Annotated in this window: 19 protein-coding genes; 8 read left to right on the top strand and 11 right to left on the bottom strand. The window is 67.1% G+C overall.

The window, feature by feature from the left end:
• Positions 1–132 precede the first annotated feature (132 nt).
• Positions 133–924, top strand: coding sequence for a substrate-binding periplasmic protein (locus ACX17K_RS13825; protein WP_493775246.1), 792 nt, complete (start codon positions 133–135; stop codon positions 922–924).
• Here the strand turns inward: ACX17K_RS13825 and ACX17K_RS13820 are convergent.
• A complete protein-coding gene (locus tag ACX17K_RS13820) occupies positions 912–1481 on the bottom strand; it encodes a TetR/AcrR family transcriptional regulator (protein WP_231160981.1) in 570 nt (189 codons plus the stop codon). The two genes, ACX17K_RS13825 and ACX17K_RS13820, sit on opposite strands and share 13 nt — an antisense overlap.
• Before the next feature lie 114 nt (positions 1482–1595).
• Between ACX17K_RS13820 and ACX17K_RS13815 the strand changes: the two genes are divergently transcribed.
• Positions 1596–2486: a sensor domain-containing diguanylate cyclase gene (locus ACX17K_RS13815; protein WP_493775245.1), complete on the top strand. Its 891-nt coding sequence runs from the start codon at positions 1596–1598 to the stop codon at positions 2484–2486.
• 28 nt (positions 2487–2514) lie between these two features.
• Here ACX17K_RS13815 and ACX17K_RS13810 read toward each other — a convergent pair whose 3' ends face one another.
• Positions 2515–3498, bottom strand: coding sequence for an FUSC family protein (locus tag ACX17K_RS13810; RefSeq protein ID WP_493775244.1), 984 nt, complete (start codon positions 3496–3498; stop codon positions 2515–2517).
• Positions 3499–3597: 99 nt separating this feature from the next.
• On the opposite strand from ACX17K_RS13810, the gene ACX17K_RS13805 reads away from it, so the two are divergent.
• Positions 3598–4302 carry a pseudouridine synthase gene (locus ACX17K_RS13805; RefSeq protein WP_493775243.1) on the top strand — a complete coding sequence of 235 codons (705 nt, stop codon included), beginning with the start codon at positions 3598–3600 and terminating at the stop codon, positions 4300–4302.
• 49 nt (positions 4303–4351) lie between these two features.
• On the opposite strand, the gene ACX17K_RS13800 is transcribed toward ACX17K_RS13805, so the two are convergent.
• Complete coding sequence (locus ACX17K_RS13800; protein ID WP_493775242.1) at positions 4352–5173, bottom strand: NAD(P)H-dependent oxidoreductase; 822 nt, start codon at positions 5171–5173, stop codon at positions 4352–4354.
• A gap of 95 nt (positions 5174–5268) precedes the next feature.
• Here ACX17K_RS13800 and ACX17K_RS13795 point away from each other — a divergent pair, with 95 nt between their 5' ends.
• A complete protein-coding gene (locus tag ACX17K_RS13795; RefSeq protein WP_493775241.1) occupies positions 5269–6174 on the top strand; it encodes a LysR family transcriptional regulator in 906 nt (301 codons plus the stop codon).
• A 37-nt stretch (positions 6175–6211) separates the two neighbouring features.
• Here the strand turns inward: ACX17K_RS13795 and ACX17K_RS13790 are convergent, their stop codons facing one another.
• Positions 6212–8080, bottom strand: a complete 1869-nt coding sequence (locus ACX17K_RS13790) for a sigma-54-dependent Fis family transcriptional regulator (RefSeq protein WP_493775240.1) — start codon at positions 8078–8080, stop codon at positions 6212–6214.
• A gap of 266 nt (positions 8081–8346) precedes the next feature.
• Here ACX17K_RS13790 and adh point away from each other — a divergent pair, with 266 nt between their 5' ends.
• Both adh and ACX17K_RS13780 read left to right on the top strand, forming a co-directional pair.
• Positions 8347–9849, top strand: coding sequence for an aldehyde dehydrogenase (gene adh / locus ACX17K_RS13785; protein ID WP_021475407.1), 1503 nt, complete (start codon positions 8347–8349; stop codon positions 9847–9849).
• A 281-nt stretch (positions 9850–10130) separates the two neighbouring features.
• Positions 10131–10784 carry a class I SAM-dependent methyltransferase gene (locus ACX17K_RS13780; RefSeq protein WP_493775239.1) on the top strand — a complete coding sequence of 218 codons (654 nt, stop codon included), beginning with the start codon at positions 10131–10133 and terminating at the stop codon, positions 10782–10784.
• Positions 10785–10855: 71 nt separating this feature from the next.
• Here the strand turns inward: ACX17K_RS13780 and ACX17K_RS13775 are convergent, their stop codons facing one another.
• The 6 genes from ACX17K_RS13775 to ACX17K_RS13750 all read right to left on the bottom strand — a co-directional run bounded on the left by ACX17K_RS13775 (position 10856) and on the right by ACX17K_RS13750 (position 16840).
• Positions 10856–12274, bottom strand: coding sequence for a methyl-accepting chemotaxis protein (locus ACX17K_RS13775; protein WP_493775238.1), 1419 nt, complete (start codon positions 12272–12274; stop codon positions 10856–10858).
• A complete protein-coding gene (locus tag ACX17K_RS13770) occupies positions 12271–12831 on the bottom strand; it encodes a PAS domain-containing protein (protein ID WP_493775237.1) in 561 nt (186 codons plus the stop codon). The genes ACX17K_RS13775 and ACX17K_RS13770 overlap by 4 nt, the downstream gene beginning before the upstream one ends.
• 191 nt (positions 12832–13022) lie before the next feature.
• On the bottom strand, positions 13023–14876 hold the full coding sequence (locus ACX17K_RS13765) for a DUF3857 domain-containing transglutaminase family protein (RefSeq protein ID WP_493775236.1): 1854 nt from the start codon (positions 14874–14876) through the stop codon (positions 13023–13025).
• A gap of 185 nt (positions 14877–15061) precedes the next feature.
• Positions 15062–15472 (bottom strand): ExbD/TolR family protein, encoded by a 411-nt coding sequence (locus ACX17K_RS13760; protein WP_166441341.1) that lies wholly within the window; start codon positions 15470–15472, stop codon positions 15062–15064.
• Positions 15459–16136 carry a MotA/TolQ/ExbB proton channel family protein gene (locus tag ACX17K_RS13755; RefSeq protein WP_046158958.1) on the bottom strand — a complete coding sequence of 226 codons (678 nt, stop codon included), beginning with the start codon at positions 16134–16136 and terminating at the stop codon, positions 15459–15461. Before ACX17K_RS13755 ends, ACX17K_RS13760 begins: the two co-directional genes overlap by 14 nt.
• Positions 16133–16840, bottom strand: a complete 708-nt coding sequence (locus ACX17K_RS13750) for an energy transducer TonB (protein ID WP_493775235.1) — start codon at positions 16838–16840, stop codon at positions 16133–16135. The genes ACX17K_RS13755 and ACX17K_RS13750 overlap by 4 nt, the downstream gene beginning before the upstream one ends.
• A 141-nt stretch (positions 16841–16981) precedes the next feature.
• Between ACX17K_RS13750 and hslV the strand changes: the two genes are divergently transcribed.
• Both hslV and hslU read left to right on the top strand, forming a co-directional pair.
• Positions 16982–17533, top strand: coding sequence for an ATP-dependent protease subunit HslV (hslV, locus tag ACX17K_RS13745; RefSeq protein WP_493775234.1), 552 nt, complete (start codon positions 16982–16984; stop codon positions 17531–17533).
• A gap of 44 nt (positions 17534–17577) precedes the next feature.
• Positions 17578–18924, top strand: coding sequence for an ATP-dependent protease ATPase subunit HslU (hslU, locus tag ACX17K_RS13740; protein WP_493775233.1), 1347 nt, complete (start codon positions 17578–17580; stop codon positions 18922–18924).
• A 63-nt stretch (positions 18925–18987) separates the two neighbouring features.
• Here the strand turns inward: hslU and ACX17K_RS13735 are convergent, their stop codons facing one another.
• Positions 18988–20304 carry an MFS transporter gene (locus ACX17K_RS13735; protein WP_160300433.1) on the bottom strand — a complete coding sequence of 439 codons (1317 nt, stop codon included), beginning with the start codon at positions 20302–20304 and terminating at the stop codon, positions 18988–18990.
• Positions 20305–20801 lie beyond the last annotated feature (497 nt).

Below are 20801 nucleotides of genomic sequence, written 5' to 3'. Positions count from 1 at the left end.
CGGCCTCGGTGTGAATTGCACCGAAAAGGTTCGCATTGATGCATATCGCATTGACGGTTATGCTCGCCTGGAGACTGTCCGCAGCATATAAAACAAGGACGGCTCCGGGCATTTTGCAAGATCGGGAATACGATGCGATACCACGGCTTGGCGCTGGGTATCCTGAGCTGGGCCGCGCTGCTGGCGGCTCCGGTTGAGGCTGCCCAACGCCTCAAAATCACGCTCTCCAATCAGGAATGGCCGCCGTACATGGGCCAGGAGCTGCCTTACGACGGCATTCTGTCGCGGCTGGTGAAGGAAGCCTTCGCCCGCGGCGGCGTCGATGTCGCCTTCCGCTATTACCCCAACAACCGTACGCTGCAGTCGGCCCGCAACGGCCAGGTAGACGGCAGCTTCGGCTGGGCGCCGACCGCGGAGCGCAAACGCGACCTGCTGTACACCTTGCCGGTGTTGTCGGCGCGCATGGTGTTCTACCAGCGCAAGAGCCACAAGCTGGACTGGAGCCGCTGGGCCGAGCTCAAGGGCGCCCGCGTCGGCATCACCGTCGGCAACTACTATTCCGACGATTTCGACGCCCAGGCCAAGAACGGGATCTTGGCGGTGGACAGCGCGCCGGACGACCTGGTCAATCTGCGCAAGCTGCTGGCCGGCCGCATCGATCTGTTCCCCATCGATATGGAAGTGGGCCGTTACCTGATCGCCCACCATTTCCCGCCGGCCCAGGGCGCGCAGCTGGAGGCGCAGAGCCGCTCGTTCTGGTCGGCGCCGCTGCACGTGGTGATCTGGCGCAAGCACGCGCAGGGCAAGGAACTGGTGGAGCGTTTCAACCGCGGCCTGAAGGTCTTGCAGGACAGCGGCGACTTCGACCGCTTGCTGCAGGAAACCCGCGAAGCCTGTTTGCAGCCGCGCGCCTATTCGCCCTGAGCGCGCAGCGCGGCGCGCGCCTCGTCCAGAAACCGCTGCGACAGTTCGGCGTCGGGCACCGCCCGCGCCAGCAGCAGCGCCCCCACCATCATCGCCAGGCTGGCCTCGGGCGCCGGCCCCGCGCCGTCCCGGCGCCTGGCGTCTTCCAACTGCGCCAGCAGCGGGCCGAGGCCGGCGGCGAACGCCCGGCGCACGCCGGCGTCCTGGCGCGCGATCTCGCCCGCCAGCGCCGCCGCCGCGCAGCCCGAGTCGGGAAAGTCGCGGTGGGCGGGGCTCAGGTAGTGGTCGGCCAGCGCGGCCAGGCAGCCGCCGTCCGCGCTGTTTTCCAGCAGCGGCCGCCATTGTTCCGCCATCTGCCTCTGCGCTTCGCCGCAGGCGGCGGCCACCAGTTCGTCCTTGCCGGAGAAATGGGCGTAGAAGCCGCCATGGGTCAGGCCCAGGTCGGCCATCAGGTTGGCGATGCCGACGCCGGCCAGTCCTTCGGCGCGAAAGCGCAGCGCGGCCATCGCCACGATGCGCCGGCGGGTCTGGGCCTTGTGCGAATCCGGATAGCGCATGCCGTCTCCCGGCAGTTCAGATGATTCTCATAATATAAACAAGCCGGCGCGATGCCGGAGCCGGTCAGCGCTGCTATCAATAAAGCATGACGCCAATCGACGCGGGCCGCCGCCATGCCATTCCAACTCAATCTGTTCCGCCAGATAGTCGACCACGCCCATGACGCGGTGATGGTGACCGAGGTGGCGCCGCTGCAGCCGCCGGGCCCCATCATCGTCTACGTCAATCCGGCGATGTGCCGGATGAGCGGCTACGACGCCAGCGAGTTGCTGGGGCGCTCGCCGCGCGTGCTGCAGGGGCCGCTGACCGATCCCGCCGCGCTGCTGCAGCTGAGCGCCGCGCTGCGCGACGGCAGGCAGACCACGGTGGAGCTGCTCAATTACCACCGCTCCGGCACCCCATACTGGGCCCGCTTGCATCTGCTGCCGCTGTTCGACGAGAGCGGCGAACTCAGCCATTTCGCCGCGCTGCAGCAGGACACCACCGCGCGCCATATCCGCAGCGAGGCCTTGTACCGCATCGTGGTGTCGGACGAGGCCTCCAGCCTGTTCAACCGCCAGATGTTCTTCGACGTCGGAGCCAAATGCATGCAGCTGGCCTTGCGCCAGGGCAAGCCGCTGGCCGCGGTGCTGCTGGAGGCGGACGACCTGTGCCGGCTGAGCAAATCCTACGGCCAGCTGGTGAGCCAGATGCTGATGCGCATCGCCGCCCAGTCCATCGCCGCCGCGATCCGGGAAAGCGATGTCGCCGGCCGCCTGTCGCCGCAGGAGTTCGGCCTGTTGCTGCCCGAAACCGGCGAGGCCGAGGCGCAGGTGGTGCTGGCGCGGATCCGCGAGCGGTTGAGCGCCGGCTTGATCGAGGCCGGTCTGCCTGACGGCGCCTACCTCGAGCTGCGGGCCGGCCTGTGCCTGGCCGGGGCGGGCGACCGGACCCCGGAACAGGCGCTGGAGCGCGCGCGCGGAAATTTGCGGGGCGAGGATCAGCGCTCGGACGCGGGGGGCTAGCCGAGCGCGGCGGCGGCGGTAGCCGGCTTCAGCCCTTGCCGTCCGGGACGGACGGAGCGCGTTGCCGCAGGAACCACGCCAGCGCGGCGAACAGCAGCGCGGCGACCAGGGTGTCTTCCACCCGTTCCAGCGCGCCGCTGGCCAGCTGGCCGGGCGGCAGCAGCGACAGCACCAGAGCGGTCAGCAGCGCGACGAAGACGCGGAAGCTGTGCCGCATCGCGATCAGCATCGCCATCTGCAGCAGCGCCAGCGCCAGCACGTGCCACAGCGGCGGCGCGTCCAGCGCCCGCAGCGACCAGTACATGAGGCCGCTCAGCAGCGCGCCGGCCAGTGTGCCTATCGTCCGCTCGCGCGCCAGCCATAGCATCTGGTCCGGAGACGGATCGGGGATGGCCACGGCGGCGATCGGCAGCCACCACGCATGCGCGCTGCGCATCCAGCCGCCGGCCAGCCAGGCGAGGATGCCCCAGGGCAGCAGATGCCAAGCGTAGCGGCGCGCGTCGGCGGACGAGGCCGCCGGCAGCACGCGAAACCAGTCGCGCAGCCCCAGCCGGGCCAACGCGTCGCCGTAGCCGGCGCCGGCCAGCATCCAGGCGGCTTCCTGCCATGGCGGAATCGCCGCCGCGGGGGTCATGTTTCCCAACAGCAGCGCGAACAGCCAGAATTGCACGCCCTTGTGCAGGCCGCGGCGCGCGCTCAGCGCCTGCAGAGCCAGCCCCGCCGCCAGCAGGGCCAGCATGATCGCCGGCTGGCCGGCGCATAGCCGGCCGGCCAGGTAAAGCCCGGGTATCGCCAGCAGCGACAGCGGCTGCAGCCGGCGCGCCATCATCATGCACAGCGCGCTGTAGTTGGCGGCCAGCGCGAACAGGAACACGCCGGCGCCGTGTCCGGACAGGGTCAGCGCCGCCGCCGGCGCGAACAGCAATGCGCTGAACAACGCCGCGCGCAAGATGCGCCGCCGCTGGTAGCGCATCCAGCCCAGGCTGTGCAGCGCGTATTTCGGGTAGGGCATGCCGGGGTCTTTCGTTCAGTCCGCTCCCGATGACTATGGCGTCATGCGCCGCCGCAGGCAAGCCGGGCAGGCGCGCGGCGCGCGTGCTACCATCCGGCCATGGAACTCTATCGACTGTTGCAACAACAAGGCTTCGGCGGCCGCAAGGAATGCCGCCAGCTGATCGACTACGGCCTGGTGGAAGTGAACGGCGAGGTGGTGGACAACTACCGGGCCCAGTTCGAGCTGGCCGACATTTCCAGCCTGACGGTGGACGACGAGCCGTGGCCGGTGGTGCGCGGGCCGCTATACCTCTTGCTGCACAAGCCGGCCAATTACGAGACCTCGCACAAGCCGAATTGCCACCCCAGCATCTATCGGCTGCTGCCGGACCAGTTCTCCAATCTGGACATCAGCGCGGTGGGACGCCTGGACGTGGACACCACCGGCCTGATCCTGCTGTCCAACGACGGCCAGTTCATCCACGCGCTCTCCTCGCCGAAAAAGCTGGTGCCCAAGGTCTACCGCGCCACGCTGAAGCACGAGGCGACGCCGGAGCTGATCGCCAAGCTGCAGAGCGGCGTGTACCTGAACGACGAGGCGCGCGAGTTCGCCGCCGACAGCGTAGCCCAGATCGACGCCCACACCATTGTGCTGACCATCACCGAAGGCAAGTACCACCAGGTGAAGCGCATGGTGGCGGCGGCCAGCAACCGCGTCGAGGCGCTGCACCGCGAAAGCCTGGGGGCGATTGTCTTGGGCGATCTGCCGGCGGGCGAGTGGCGGCATCTGACCGCGGAGGAATTGGCGGCCTTCGGCTTCTGATTGAATCGGCAAGCCAAAAACGGCGGGGAGCATGTCTCCTCGCCGTTTTTTATTGCCCGGCGCGCTCCGCGGCTGGCGGTTGCGGCGCATGGCTGCGCGGCGCGGCCACATGCGCCCAGATGCCCTCGACGTCCGGCGCGACGTGTGCCGCCAGCTGGTGGCTGTCCGGATAATCGCCGCCGTTCTGGCTGCGGAATGGAATCGGCGCTTCGTCGAACAGGCCGGCCAAGCGCTGCCGCCAGCCATCCAGCTGCCGCGCGATCTCTTCGCGGCTGAGGCGGTTGACCCCGTACACCGCGTGAAGGGGCAGCACGTCCATGCCGGGGTAGAACAGGCAGCCGTGGGCCACCGGGAACAGCAGCTCCTTCAACGGCCCGTTGATGCCGCGCGGGCCGTAATCCTCTTCGCCGCCGCCGACCATCGCGGCCAGCAGCGCCCGCTTGCCCTTCAGCGCGCCGTCGCCGTAGCGCAGCCGGTTGCCCTGGCCCTGATAGCCATAGCCGAAGCCATAGGCGTACACCCGTTCGAACCAGCCTTTCAGAATGGCCGGCACGCCGTACCACCACAGCGGGAACACAAAGATCACCGCGTCGGCGGCCAGCAGCTTGCGCTGCTCCTCGGCCACGTCCGGCGGCTGCGCGCCGCTGGCGTAGGCTTGGCCGGATTCTTCGATGAAGGACAGCCGCTGCGGATCGGCGCGTTGCGGGAAGTCGTCGGCGTCCAGCACCGCTTTCCAACGCATGCCGTAGAGATCGGATTGCAACACGAGGTGGCCCTGGCGGGCAAAGGTGTCGACGGCGGCGTCGACGAAGCTGCGGGTCAGCGAGGTGGGCTCGGGCTGGGCGTAGACCAGCAGGATGGTGCGGCTCATGAATGGCTCCGGCGTCATCGGTTTGAGATGGCCACAGTCTGTCCGGGCATGATAAATAAGTGAAATCGATAGATTTCTCGCTAGTCATTGAATATATGGATACCAGACGCCTGGATTTGAACCTGTTGCAAACGCTGGAAGCGCTGCTGGAGGAGCGCAACGTCACCCGCGCCGCCGAGCGGCTGCACCTGAGCCAGCCCGCGGTCAGCGCCCAGCTTGCGCGGCTGCGCGATCTGTTCGGCGATCCGCTGTTGCTTCCGGCGCAGCGTGGCATGCGGCCGACCGCCAAGGCGGAGCAGTTGCTGGCGCCATTGCAGGCCTCGCTGCGGCAGGTGCGCGAAACCATGATGACGCACCAGGACTTCGATCCGGCGGAGGCCGGCATGACCTTGCAGCTGGCGTGCACCGATTATGCCCAGGCGGTGGCGGCGATCCCGCTGGTCAAGCGGCTGAGCGAGACGGCGCCGGGCATCCGGGTGGCGGTGCGCAATCTGGAGACGGCCCGTCTGCAGCGGCAGATGGAAAGCGGCGAGGTCGACCTGGCCTTGATCAGCCAGGAGAGCGCGCCGCCGGGCCTGCTTACCCAGGCGATGTTCGAGGACCGCTATGCGTTGATCAGCCGTCCGGATCATCCTGCCTGGCGGCAAGGGGTCACGCTGGCGCGCTATCTGGAGCAGGAGCATGTGGTGGTGTCGCTGGGCAGCGGCGATTTCGGCACGGCGGTGGACGTGGCCCTGGCCGAGCGGGGACTGGCGCGCCGGGTGGCGCTGTCGGTGGCGTCTTTCCTGCTGGTGCCGGAAATCGTATCCCAGACCGATTTCGTCGCGTTGATGCCGGAGCGGCTGGTGTCCGCGGCGCGCGTGCCGCTGGACGTGCATCTCTGCCCGTTTCCGGTGCGGGGCTTCGATGTGGCGATGGCGTGGCACCCGCGCAATCATGGCCATCCTGGCCAGCGCTGGATACGCGAAATGTTCGCCGCGCTGATGGCGGAAGCCGGCTGAGCCAGCTGGCGATTCCGCGCGCTTCCGCTGCGGTCTGTCAAACCGCAGGGGCGGGCGGCGATGCCTTACCGCGCGTCTTGCCCAGCCGCCGGTACAAGGTGGAGCGGCTGACGCCCAGCGCCCGCGCCGCGGCGCTGGCGTTGCCGCCGCAGCGGCGCAGCAGGTCGGCGATGGCGCTGTCCGCCACCGCATGGCCCTGCGCCGCCATGTCTTCGCGCAGCGCAGCCGGCAGATGCTCGACGCGGAGCGCGGCGCCGTCGTCGGCCAGCGCCAGCAGCGTGGCCAGCAGATTGGACAGCTCGCGCAGATTGCCCGGCCAGCGATAGCCGCGGATGGCCCGCGCCAGCTCCGGCGCCAGCGAAATGCCGCGCCGCGCCGCGCCCATGCCGTCCAGCATCGTCTGCGCTATCGCCGCCGCGTCGCCGCGCTCGCGCAGCGGCGGCAGGCTGAGCGGGTAATGGCACAGCCGGTAGTAGAGGTCGGCGCGGAAGCCGCCGTCGTCCACCCGCGCGCGCAGATCGCGGTGGGTGGCGCAGATCAGATGGATGTCCAGCCTTTGCGCCGGCCCGCCGCCCAGCGGCGTCACTTCCCGTTCCTGCAGAACCCTGAGCAGCCGGGCCTGCAGGCCCGGCGGCATGTCGCCGATCTCGTCCAGGAACAGCACGCCGCCGTCGGCTTCGCGCAGCCGGCCCTTGCTGCCTTGGCGGCTGGCGCCGGTATAGGCGCCGGGCTGGTAGCCGAACAGCTCGGCCTCGATCAGCCCCTCCGGTATCGCCGCGCAGTTGACCGCGACGAAGGCCGCGCCGCGGCGGCTGCCGGCGGCGTGCAGCGCGCGCGCCAGCCTATCCTTGCCGGTGCCGGTTTCGCCCAGGATCAGCACTGGAATGTCCGCTTCCAGCAATTTCAGCGCGGTGGCGAACAAACCGTCCGGCAGTCCGTCCAGCGCCGGCGCGGCGGGCGGGCGCGGCGTGCCGGCGGCGGGCGCGCTTGGCTTGGGGAACTGGCGCGGCGGCGGGCGCAGCCGGGCCGACAGCTGGTGGTGGCCGAGCGCCAGCAGGCCGGCGGCCGGGCCGTGGCGGTCCAGCCAGTGTTCCAGGCTCTGGCCGAACAGCGCGGCGAAATGGCGCGGTTGCCAGGCGTCCGGCTCCAGCCCGCACAGCGCGAGGCCGGCGCGGTTGGCCGCCAGCAGCCGGCCATCGCCGTCGAATACCAGCTGGCTGGCCGCCGGGCTGTCCAGCCAGCGCGGATCGGCGTGCAGCGTGAGCCGCCAGCCGTGACGGGCGGCCTCTTCCAATTGGCGCGCCTCTATTTGCGCGCGCGCGGCCTGCAGCGCCAGTCGCTGCGCCTCGCCCAGCTTGCGGCCGGGGCCGCTGATGTCGAGCACGCCCAGCAATTGGCCCTGGGGGCCGAACAGCGGGCTGGCGGCGCAGCTGAGCGCCCGGTTGCGTTCCAGATAGTGCTCGGCGCCGCGCACCAGCACGCTGTCGGCCGCGGCCAGCGCGGTGCCGATGGCGTTGGTGCCGCGCGCGGCCTCGCTCCAGTCCATGCCCGGCGTCAGCGCCAGCCGCTCGGCTTTGTCGAGAAAGCCGATGTCCCCCGCCTGGTCCAGCACCAGTCCCCTCCGGTCGGCCACCACCAGCGCCAGGCCGCCGGCCGACACCTGCTCGTACAGCCCGGCCAGCGCCGGCCGCGCCGGCTCCAGCCAGTCGGCGTTGGCGTCGCGCCGGTCGCGCAGCTCGCCGTCGGTCAACCGCTCGCCGCCGCGGCCACCGGCGGACAGGCCCAGGCCCTGGCAGCGTTGCCAGGAGTGCAGGATGGACGGCGGCAACGCCTGGCCGGGCAGCGGCTGGCCGGCGAAAAAGCGGCGGCGGATCTCGTCCAGCGGCAAGCGGGCGGTGGGTTTCATGCGCGGCTCCGGCGGGGTGTCGCGCGGCGGCGGGACAGCTGTGCCGATGCGCGACAGTTTCGGTGGGGAATGCAGCCGATTATGGCCGCTTTCGCCAGGCTGGCAAGCGGCTGATTTTCCAGTTGTTTGTTGCGCCGCGGCATGCGGGAGCCGAACACTCGGACTGGTCTGGCTTGGCGCGATGCTGCCATGCAATGCGGATAATGACTGGCATGGGACTTGCGCAACAAGCGGTTTGCAGGAGCCACAACGTCAAGGAGACCGCCATGCAACTCAAGCCAGGATTCGAACTGAAATCGCGTTACGCCAACTACATCGGCGGGCGCTGGGTGCCGCCGGTCAATGGCCGCTACTTCGAGAACGTGACACCGATCACCGGCCAGCCGTTGTGCGAGATTCCGCGTTCGGACGAGCAGGACGTGGAGTTGGCGCTGGATGCCGCTCATGCCGCCCGCTACGCCTGGGGCCACACGCCGGTGACCGAGCGCGCCATCGTGCTGAACAGGATCGCCGACCGGATGGAGGCCAATCTGGCCCTGCTGGCCGAGGTGGAAACCTGGGACAACGGCAAGCCGATCCGTGAGACCCGCGCCGCCGACATTCCGCTGGCGATCGACCACTTCCGCTATTTCGCCTCCTGCGTGCGGGCGCAGGAAGGCAGCCTGGGCGAGATCGACGCCAACACCGTGTCCTACCACTTCCACGAGCCGCTGGGCGTGGTCGGCCAGATCATCCCGTGGAACTTCCCCATCCTGATGGCGGCGTGGAAGCTGGCACCGGCGCTGGCCGCCGGCAACTGCGTGGTGCTGAAGCCGGCCGAGCAGACGCCGCTGTCCATCCTGGTGCTGATGGAACTGATCGGCGATTTGCTGCCGCCGGGGGTGCTCAATGTGGTCAACGGCTTCGGCGTCGAGGCCGGCAAGCCGCTGGCCAGCTCCAAGCGCATCGCCAAGATCGCATTTACCGGCGAAACCGGCACCGGCCGGCTGATCATGCAGTACGCCAGCCAGAACCTGATCCCGGTGACGCTGGAGCTGGGCGGCAAGTCGCCGAACATCTTCTTCGGCGACGTGGCCGCGAAGGATGACGCCTTCCTCGACAAGGCGATCGAGGGCTTTGTGATGTTCGCGCTGAACCAGGGCGAGGTGTGCACCTGCCCCAGCCGCGCGCTGATCCACGAATCCATCTACGACCGCTTCATGGAAAAGGCGCTGGCCCGCGTGGCGGCGATCAAGCAGGGCAACCCGCTGGACCCGGCGACGATGATAGGCGCGCAGGCGTCGCAGGAGCAGATGGACAAGATCCAGAGCTATCTGGCCATTGGCCGCGACGAGGGCGCCAAGCTGCTGGCCGGCGGCGGACGCGCTCAACTGGACGGCGATCTGGCCGGCGGCTTCTATATCCAGCCCACCGTGTTCCACGGCCACAACAAGATGCGCATCTTCCAGGAGGAGATCTTCGGCCCGGTGGTGTCGGTGACCACCTTCAAGGATCGCGACGAGGCGCTGGCGATCGCCAATGACACGCTGTACGGCCTTGGCGCCGGCGTGTGGACGCGCGACATGAACACCGCCTTCTTCATGGGCCGCCACATCGAGGCCGGCCGGGTGTGGACCAACTGCTATCACGCCTACCCGGCGCATGCCGCATTCGGCGGCTACAAGCAGTCGGGCATCGGCCGCGAGACGCACAAGATGATGCTGGAGCATTACCAGCAGACCAAGAACCTGTTGGTCAGCTATGGCGAGGACAAGCTGGGCTTCTTCTGAGCGAGGCGTCCGCCGCGAGATTGAATTGGTTTTCCGCCCCGCCGGTTTTTGCCGGCGGGGCATTTTTTTGGGAACAGCACGCCAGGGGATCGAAGGGACAGGTTTGACGACCTGATTTTGAGGCGGTATTGGGTAGGATGAATTATCGATTACAGCTAGAGTCTGTATTCAAATATTATTTTTATAATGAAATACATTCATTATTTACGTAATGATGTTGATGAAATAGCATTTCTCCAGCGTGTTATGCTAATTGAGTGTTTGATGGCGGGGACGCGGGAATGAATCGGGATGACGACGGCTACGCGGAGCGCGTGGCGTTCTACGATACGGTTTACGAGCAGCCGGAGCGGGCGCTGGATCTGGCCTGGCTGCGGCGTTGGCTGCCGCAGCAGTATTTCGGCCGCAGGGTGCTGGAGCTGGCTTGCGGCAGCGGCTACTGGACGCAGTATCTGGCGCCGGCGGCGCGCGCCTATCTGGCGCTGGACGTGTCGCCCGGCGCGCTGGCGCTGGCCGGGCAGCGGCCCGGGGTGGGCGGGGTGGCGTTCTCGGCGGCCGAGATCGAAGCGCTGTCCAAACCGGCGGAGCCGTTCGACGCGGCCTTCGCCGGCTTGTGGTTTTCCCATCTGCCGCGCCAGCGGCGCGAGGCGGCGCTGGCGGCGCTGCACGGCTGTCTGGCGCCCGGCGCGACGGTGATCCTGCTGGACAACAGCGAGATTCAGGGCGGGCAGTTTCCGGTGATGGAGTACGACGAGGCCGGCAACGGCTACCAGCGCCGGCCGCGGCACGACGGCGGGGAGAGCCGGGTGCTGAAGAATTTCCCGACCGAGGCGGAGTTCCGCATCCTGCTGGCGCCGTACGGCGCGGCCGAGATGGCGTTGTTGCGGCGCGAGCATTTCTGGCTGCTGCGCTACCGCTTGCCCAGCCGGCACTGACGCCTTGCCTGCTGCGCGCGGGCATGAAAAAAGCCGGGCGTCGCCCGGCTGTCGCTATCGATGGCGGCGGCTCATCGCCCGCCCAGTTCCTCCAGGCCTGATTGCAGCTTCTGGCTGGCTTGTTCCACCGCCTGCATGCTGGAGACGATGGCGGCCTCGTCCAGCTGGCCGTTCTGGCTGGCGGCGCGCAGCGCGGCGTCCACCTGTTGCCGTAGCTGCAGCAGCGGCGGGCGCAGGGAATGGGCGGTGCTGCCGAACAGCGCCGAGCCGTCGCCCTCCAGCCAGGTTTCCAGCTCTAGCGCAGGCGGCGCTTCCTGCGCTTCCTCGATCGCGTGATAGGCGCTCTGCTTGTAGATCACATGGCCCACTTTCTGCAGCGAGGTTTGCGATTTCTGTTGCACCGCGCTGACCTGCTGCAGCACCAGGTCGGATTGCTCGGCCAGGCTGGAGAAACGCTGGCGGAACGAGTCCACCGAAGACTGCACCTCACCGGCCACGCCGCCGGCGGCGCTGGCCTGGGCCTGCATGTCGCCGATGCGGCTGGACAACGACTCCAGCACGCCCTGCACCTGGTTGGCGGTGCTCTTGCTGCGCTCGGCCAGCTTGCGCACCTCGTCGGCCACCACGGCGAAGCCGCGGCCGGTTTCGCCGGCGCGGGCGGCCTCGATCGCCGCGTTCAGCGCCAAGAGATTGGTCTGGTCGGCGATGGCGGAGATGTCGGCCAGCGAGGTCTCGATGCCCTGCCATTCCTGGGCCAGCATCTGGCTGGCGGTGTCCATGCTGGTGACGCTGCCGGCGATGGTGTCCAGGTGGCCGGACAGCTCGTTGGCGCTGTCCAGGCTGACGCGGGCGCCGGCGGCGTTGTCGCGGGTGATGCCGGCGACCTGGTCCATCGCCTGGCTGATGGCGGCGAGATCGCGTTGGCTGCCGGCCAGGTCCTGGCGCAGATGGGGATTGTTCAACGCGGCCAGCTGGGACGACAGCCGGTTGCGGCGCACAAAGCCGTCGTTGTCGGCCATCGACTGGATGGCGGCGTTGACGCTTTCCAGCGAGCTGGACAGGATGCCGGGCAGGCCCTGGCTCAGCGGCCTGCGGCTGAAGTTGCCCTGGCTGATCTCCTGGAAGCAGGTGTTGATTTCCTTGAAATAGGTTTCCACCAAGTCGAGGAAATCGTTCAGCTGCCAGGCCACCTGGCCGACCTCGCCCATCTGCCGGGTCTGGATGCTGCGGTGGTGCAGTTCGCCGCTGCAGGCCAGGCCCAGCTGGCGGGTCAGGGTGTTGAGCAGCAGGAAGAGGCGGCTGCCTTGCCGCCATAGCCACCAGGACAGGGCCAGGGTGGCGGCCATCAGCAGAAGGCTGATCAGGGCTTGCGCCATCGGCGGCAGCAGGTATTCGTCCAGGATGGACAGCAGCACCAGCAGATTGAAGGCGCCTAGGGCCCAGGCCAGGTGCGAGCGCAGGAAGGGCGTGGTTTTGCGCAAAGAACTCATGCGGCGGCTCCTCTGGCTTTGAGCACATCGGCGTTCAGTCCCAGAATGAAGTCCTGGTAGCTGCAGCCCTTATCCTCCAGCAGGGCCAGCAGCCAGTCGCGTGAAGCGTCCGGCGCGGCGGCCTTGCCGTGCGCGGCTTCGATCTTGCGCATCTCGGCGTAGATCGGCTCGATGGCGGCGATGGCGGCGCGGCTGGGCGGACGGCGCACCGAGTAATAACCTTGCAGCTTGCCTTTGAGGTCGTAGTCCGGGGTGACGTTGGCCAGCACCCAGTAGTAATCGCCGTCTAGGGTGGCGTTCTTCACCAGTGCGAAGAATTCGTGGCCGGCTTGCAGCGTCTGCCACATCAGCCGATAGGCGCCGCGAGGCATGTCCGGGTGGCGGATCAGATTGTGCGGCTTGCCCAGCAGCTGGTGCTCGGCATAGCCGGCGATGCGCATGAACACGCGGTTGGCGTAAGTGATGTGGCCGGTGGGATCGGTCTTGGTGACGATTAGTTCGTGCGGCGCCAGCTGCACTTCGCGGCCGCCGCGATGGCCTGTTGAGGTCTGTTTCATGGTTTGCTTCTCTATGACCTTGCTATCTTAGTATGGCTGCCAATCCGTCATTGTCATGCTATGCGCATCATGCAGCAAGGCTTGCATGTGATCGCTATTGAATTTTCGTGGCAGTTTTTAAAGGAATCGCTTGTCAAAACGGCATGAAAAAGGACGGCCGGGGCCGTCCTTTGTGCGGATTGCGTTTTTGCTCAGAGCTTGATGATCTGCCGTGCCTGAATCGCGCAGGCGCGCGCCGCTTCGTTGAAGCGGATGAATTCGGGGCTGGCGATCTCGTCATGGCTCAGCCAGCGCACCTTGCGGGTCTGCCGGTACTGGTAGCGGATGCCGTCCGGCGTTTTCCGCTGCTCCAGCGACAGGTCGTACCAGCGCGAGCTGGCCTGGCAGCTGAACGGCGGCTGGATGGCGCGGGCGCCGCGCAGCGTCACCGCGCGTTCGGTGGTTTCGGCGTCGCCCAGGTAGACGTCGGCCTGGTTGCCGTTGGCCAGATAGCTGGCGAAACCGTCCCAGTCATGCTCCAGGCCGGGGTCGTACAGATAAAGCCCGGAAATCTTCTCCACCGCGCGCTGGTCGACGCTGTCTATCCGCGCCGCGTAGCGCGCCGGCTGCAGAAAGCCGGTGGCGGGGCGGTCCACCTTGCATTCCCGCGGCTGCTTGTTGACCGCGCGGCACAGGCTTTGGTCGGAGCTGGCCGGTCCCTGGAAGCGGTCCTGCATCGCCAGCTGCACCAGCGGCCAGCCGGAGACTTCGCCGCGGATGGCGATGGCGGCGCTGCCGTCGCGGCGCAGGGTTTCCACGCGCTCGCTGCGGCTGGTCAGCGTCGCCGCCTGCATCGGGATCGCTTCCTCGCGCACCTGGCCGTCGCCGCCGATGCGGTAGCTGGTCCGGTCTTGCAGGTCAGGCATGATGCGGTCGGGGACGAAGAAGGGGTTGGTCGGGTCCAGCCACTCGGTTTTGCCGTTCACCACGGCGCGGACGATCATGTGGTTGACGGTGCCCAGGCCCGGTAGCAGCGGACGCTGCGCGTCGTTGCCGCGGAAGACCAGCGTGGGCTCGGCGGCGATGCCGGACGCGCGCAGCATCGCGGTCAGCAGCGTGGCCAGGTCCTTGCAGTCGCCGTAGCCGTGCTGTTCGATCTCGGCCAGCGTGAACGGCACCAGGCCGCGCTCGGCCAGCCGCTGGTCGTTCAGATAGCGGTAATGGCCGTTGATGTGCTGCATGAAGGCGGCCACCTGTTCGGCGGCGGGTTTGCCGCGTTGCGCCTCCACCTCGGCGGCGGCGGCCGGCGGCAGCGGCGCGGACAGGATTTGGTTGTAGCGCCCGGCGTAGACGCCGAAATGGCTTTGCGGCGAGTCGCTGGTGGCGATGCTCAGCCGCGGCCAGCTGCGCAGCGCGCTGTTGTCCCATTCATTGGTGAAGTTCAAATAGCGGGGCGCTTTTTGCTCGACGACGATGCGTTTGCCGTCGGCGCTGGCGTCGATCTTGAAATCGTCCATCTTTTCGCCGCGCCACAGCAGCGGGCGCGGGGAGTCCAGTTCGAAGCGGAAGCTGTCGTTGCGGGTGGGTTCGGCGTCGAAGTCCAGCCGATACAGCAGCTCGCGGCTCAGCGGCGGCGAGGCCATGTGGCGCTTGACGCGGTAGCTGACCACGCTGCCCACCGCCAGCTCGGGGAAGGCGATCCAGGTCTGCTTGTCGCGGCTGACGCCGGCGTAGGGATTGGGCGCGGCGCGGGTTTCCACCTGCGACTTGTCCAGCTTGACCACGCGCCCGTTCGGCTGGCGCACTTCGCCGTCCAGCACTTCCAGGCTGTCGGTGTCGGAATAGGTGAAGTCGATGCGCGACAGCAGGTCCTTGCCGGCGGGCTTCAGGATCGTGAACTGGTTTTCCGTGGTGCAGTCCAGGCTGTTGTCGGCGAGGTGATGGCAGACAGAGTTGGAGCGGCGCGCCAGCGGCGCGTCGGCTGCGGGCTGCAGGGCGGCGTGGGCGGCCTGGCCGGCGCAGGCGAGCGCGGCGGCCAGGGCGAGTCGGGGAAAGCGGATCGGCATCGTGTGGGACCGTTGCTGTCGCCGCGCCGGGCGCGGCGGGATGAATGGATGGCTGCGCGGACGATATTGCCATGCAGCCGGGGCGGGGGCCAGAGGCCGGATCGCGGCCGGGTGGAAGATCCGGCGCGTCGAGGATGAGAAAGCCCCGCTTTCCGGTGGGAAGCGGGGCTGTTTCGGGAGCGGGTTTACTGCGCGGCGGTGACGAAGCCTATCTTGCCGACGCCGTTCTTCTGGGCGGCGGCCAGCGCCTTGGCCACGGTCTCGTAACGCACCGCCTTGTCGGCCGACAAATGCAGCTCCACTTCGGGGTTGGCGGCGGAGGCGGCGGCGAAGCGGGCGGGCAGATCGGTCTCGGCCACCGGCTTGTCGTTCCAGAACAGCTTGCCGGCGGCGTCCACCACCAGGCGGATCTGCTCGGGCTTGTCCTGATGCTCGGCGGCCTGCGCGCGCGGCAGATCCACCTTGACCGCGTTGGTCAGCAGCGGCGTGGTGATGATGAACACCACCAGCAGCACCAGCATCACGTCGACCAGCGGCGTGGTGTTGGGTTCGGCCATCGGCGCGGCCGGGCCCTGGTTGAAACTACCGAACGCCATGGCTTTCTCCGGACTGGGTCAGCAGCTGGGCGTGCAGGTCATGGGCGAAGTAGTCCAGTTCCTGCGACATCACGCGCTGGGCGCGGGTGAGCGCGTTGTAGGCCAGCACCGCCGGGATGGCGGCGGCCAGGCCGGCGGCGGTGGCCACCAGCGCTTCGCCGATCGGGCCGGCGACCGCGCCTATGCTCATCTGGCCGGCCTGGCCGATGTTGACCAGCGCGTGGTAGATGCCCCACACGGTGCCGAACAGGCCGACGAAGGGGGCGGTGGAGCCGATCGAGGCCAGCACGGTCAGGCCGGCTTCCTGGCGGGCCATCTCCTGCGACAGCACCTTGCGGATGGCGCGGGTCAGGAACTCGTCGACGCCGCAGGCCTGGCCCAGCGCGCGGCCGGCCTGGCTCTGGTACTGCTTCAGCGCGGCGAGGCCGGCGCGCGCCAGGTTGGCGAACTGGCCCTGGCTATGTTGCAGGCTGGTTTCGGCCTGGCGCCAGTCGGCCGCGCCCCACAGCGCGTTTTCCGCCTCGCGGTTGGCGCGGCGCAGGCGCAGGGTCTGCACGCCGCGGACGATGATCAGGTACCAGGTGAGCACCGACATCAGGATCAGGATCATGAACACCGCGATCAGCACGGCGTCCCCTTGTTGGAATACGGACAGTACGTTCATGTATTGGCAGACTTGAGTGAGAATTCTATGGGTACGATGAAGGGATAGGCGATGGCTTCGCCGCCGCGCTTGGCCGGGATGAAGCGCCAGCGCTTGACGGCGGCCAGCGCGGCGCGGTCCAGCCGCGGGAAGCCGCTGCTGCTCTGCACCGACACATCCTGCGCCAGGCCCTGGGCGCTGACATGGACGCGCAGGCGCACCGTGCCTTCCTCGCCTTCTTCGCGGGACACCGTCGGGTAGGCCGGGGCCGGGTTGTTCAAATAGCCGCCGCGGGACTGCGGTTCGGTGATGGGCAGGTCGCGGTTGTCGGTCTTGCCGCCGCCGGCGTTCTTCGGCGCTTCCGCCGCCGGCGCGGCCGGAGCCGCAGGGGCCGCAGCGACGCTGATCGCCTTGGCCGGCGCGGGCGTGTCGGTCTGGGTCTTCACCGGCTGCAGGTCCGGCTTGGGCTGGACGGCAGGCTTGCTGGGCGCGGGCTTGGATTGAGGCTTGAGCTGCGGCTTGACCGGCTCGGGCGCGGGGGCGGCCTTGGGCGCGGCCGCGGGCTTGTCGGCCGGCGCCAGCGAAATCATCTCCATCCGCAGCGCCTGGGGCGGAGTGACGGTCTGCGTGCGCGCGGACATGCCGTTCAGCAGCGTCAATGCCAGCGCATGCGCGGCCAGCACGCCGCCGAGGGCGGAATATTGCAGGATAGCGGAGGATTTCATGCTGGAAATGATAATACAAACAATTCTCATTTTCTAGCTTGAGGGAGGACGGTGTTGCGCGCGCTTGCAATCGCGGCGATCGTCTGCATATATCGGTCAAAGGCCGGCACACCGCCGGCCGCCATTGATTGGAATACCAATATGCAGCAGTTCGACGGCACCACCATCGTGTCCGTCCGCCGCGGCGAGCGCGTGGCGCTGGGCGGCGACGGGCAAGTGACCCTGGGCAATATCGTGATCAAGGCCACCGCGCGCAAGATACGCAAGCTGCACGGCGGCAAGGTGTTGGCGGGCTTCGCCGGCGGCACCGCCGACGCCTTCACGCTGATCGAGCGCTTCGAGGCCAAATTGCAGAAGCACCAGGGCAACTTGCTGGTGTCGGCGGTGGAGCTGGCCAAGGACTGGCGCACCGACCGCATGCTGCGCCGGCTGGAGGCGATGCTGATCGTGGCCGACAAGGACCACACGCTGATCATCACCGGCAACGGCGACGTGCTGGAGCCGGAGCAGGGCATCGCCGCCATCGGCTCCGGCGGCGCCTTCGCCCAATCGGCCGCGCGCGCGCTGTTCGAGAACACCGACCTCGCGCCGGAAGTGGTGGTGAAGAAATCGCTGGAGATCGCCGGCGACATCTGCATCTACACCAACCACAGCCACCTGATCGAAACCCTGGGCCCGGACGACGCGGCCTAATCCCGAATGCATGGCCCGGCGAGGCTCGCCGGGCGGAGAACGTCATGACGCAAATGACCCCGCAGGAAATCGTCCACGAACTGGACCAGCACATCATCGGCCAGCACAAGGCCAAGCGCGCCGTCGCCATCGCCCTGCGCAACCGCTGGCGCCGCCAGCAGGTGGCGGAGCCGCTGCGCAGCGAAATCACCCCCAAGAACATTCTGATGATCGGCCCCACCGGCGTCGGCAAGACCGAGATCGCCCGCCGCCTGGCCAAGCTGTCCGGCGCGCCGTTCATCAAGGTGGAAGCCACCAAGTTCACCGAGGTCGGCTATGTCGGCCGCGACGTCGACACCATCATCCGCGACCTGGTGGACGTGGCGATCAAGGACACTCGCGAAGCGGCGATCAAGCGCAACCGCGCGCGCGCCGAAGACGCCGCCGAGGAGCGCATCCTGGACGTGCTGCTGCCGCAGCCGCGCAAGCAGCCGTCCGGCTTTTTCGCCGAGGAGCCGGCGGTCGAGGAAAAGCAGGAGGATGGCGCCACTCGGCAGAAATTCCGCAAGATGCTGCGCGAGGGCAAGTTCGACGATAAGGAGATCGAACTGGAAATCGCCGCGCCGGCCGCTCAGATGAACGTGATGGCGCCGCCGGGCATGGAGGATTTCGCCAGCCAGCTGCAGGGCATGTTCCAGGGACTGGGCGCCGGCAAGAAGCAGGCCGCCAAGATGAAGGTGGCGGACGCCTTCAAGCTGTTGATCGACGAGGAAGCCGCCAAGCTGGTCAATGAGGAAGAGCTGAAGGCCGAGGCCTTGAAGAACGTCGAGCAGAACGGCATCGTGTTCCTCGACGAGATCGACAAGGTCACCAGCCGCGGCGAAGGCCACAGCGGCGCCGACGTGTCGCGCGCCGGCGTGCAGCGCGATCTGCTGCCGTTGGTGGAGGGCACCACCGTGTCCACCAAATACGGCATGGTGAAGACCGACCACATCCTGTTCATCGCTTCCGGCGCCTTCCAGCTGTCCAAGCCGTCGGACCTGATTCCGGAATTGCAAGGTCGCCTGCCTATCCGTGTCGAGCTGTCGTCGCTGTCGGTCGACGACTTCAAGGCCATCCTGACCAGCACCAACGCCTGCCTGACGCGGCAGTACCAGGCGCTGCTTGCCACCGAGGGCGTGGAGCTGGCGTTTGAAGAGTCCGGTATCCAGCGTCTGGCCGAGATCGCCTGGCAGGTCAACGAGAAAACCGAGAACATTGGTGCCCGCCGCCTGTACACGGTGATGGAGAAGCTGCTGGAGGAAGTGGCCTTCGACTCCAAGTCAGGCGTATGCCAAATCGATGGCGCTTACGTCGACGGCAAGCTGGGCGAAGTGGCTGAGCGCGAGGATCTGGCGCGCTACGTGCTCTGAGCCGGTTTCATGCCTTATATATAGATATGTGCAAACGGCGACCATTCCGGTCGCCGTTTTGCTTTATATAGGCTGCTTCAATTTGCCGGCTGCCGGGGCGATCGGCTCGAAGGCTTCGGGATGCTGGCGCAGATACCAGTCCTTGACCTCATCGTGGCTCAGGCCGAGGAAGCGATTCACGCCGGGCAGCAAGAGCATCGGCGGCACCGTCAACAGGTGGAATAGCGCGAAGAACAGGTAGACGCCATCCAGCGACCAGCTGGCCAGCAGAATGCCCGCCAGCGCCGGGCCCAGCATGCCGCCCAGTTTGGCCACCAGCACATTGATCGCCGATACCCGGGCGCGGTAAGCCTCCGGCACCGCCAGCGTGCGATGGGTCTGGCCGATCAGCATGGTGATGGACAGCAGCATGCCTTCGATGCCGAACATCGCCAGCATCAGATAAGGGCTGTCGGTCAGCGCCACCACCAGGAACACCGCCGCCAGCGCCCACATGGCGAATGCGCGGGCGCGCGGCCGGCTACAGTATTGCAGCAGGCGGTGGGTCAGCCACAGCGAGCCGATCAGCAGGCCGCCGCTGGCGGCCGCTTCGCAAGCGCCCAGCCAGATCGCGGGCAGGCCCAGTTGGTGCAGCTTGATCGGCAGCAGCGTGACCACCATGGGAAGGTAGGCGGTCATCACCAGCAAGCCCCAGAACGCCCAGCTGCGCTCCAGCGGGATGCGCCAGCGCACGCGCAGGCCGCTGCGCACCTGGTCGACGAAGCTTTCATCGCGCAAGTCGGCCAGGTCGCGCGGCGGAACCTGGATGCGCAGCGCGCCGACCGCCGCGATGGCCAGCAGAATGGCGTAAGCGCCCAGCGCCAGCCAGGCGGGCATGAAGGCCATCAGGCTGCCGCCCACCACCGGTCCTATCAGATTGCCCACCGACTGCGAGCTCTTTTGCAGCGACAGCGCGTCGGTCAGGCGCGCCGCCGGCACCAGTTCGGAAGCGATGCTCAGCATCGAGGGAAACACGATGGCCCAGGCGAACATCGCCATCGATTCGCTGGCGACGACCCAGGCCAGCTTATAGAAGCCGAACCAGGCCATCGCGGCCAAGGCCAGGCCGGACAGCATCGCCAGCAGGATGCCGCCGGCGATCACGCGGTTCTTGGGAAAGCGGTCGCCCAGCGGCGCGGTCAGCGGCAGCGCGATCAGCATCACCAGCGCGGTCAACGTGCTGAACCAAGCCATGTCGCGCGCGCCGCCGGTCGATACCACCCACCAACTGATGCTGACGTAGCCGGCGCCCATCGCCAGGCCGCTCAGCGCATCGCTCAACATCAGCAGGTGGAAGCCGGAGGGCAGGCCCCGTATTCGTTGCCGCAGGGAAATGTTCATGGCGCGCATCCTGATGATGAAGGCATTTCATCCTAACATGAAATGACAACGTCACACCAAGGTGGCGGAGAAGTTATATCTTTTCGATGATTTTTGGAAAAACAGGCTGATTTTTCTGCTTTCTGGAAATTTTCATGGTGTTGAAAACGACTGGAAAGGCTTGCGGATGCAGGAGATTCGATCTTTTTTTGAAAAGGATGAAATGAAAAATCATTTAAAAACAGTCTATTGCTTATTTTCCTGTAAAAACCTCTCCTTTTTCTCAAAAAACCTGTTGACCGAGGGTGGGGGCGCAGGTATAGTTCGTCTCCTCAGCTGACGCAGCGAACGAAACAGCGGAAACGAAACGGTTCCGGTGAAGACGACGCAGCGGATGGCACTGCTCTTTAACAGAACGAATAACCGATAGGTGTAAGTGCTTGGCGAAAGCCGAACACTTGCACTGCAAGAGACAAGAGATACTTGTTTATTTCTTTGAACTTGCGTGCCAGAAAATT

It is taken from the genome of Chromobacterium sp. INPA-IVC, assembly GCF_059047085.1.
This window is presented reverse-complemented; position numbering and strand designations above follow the sequence as displayed.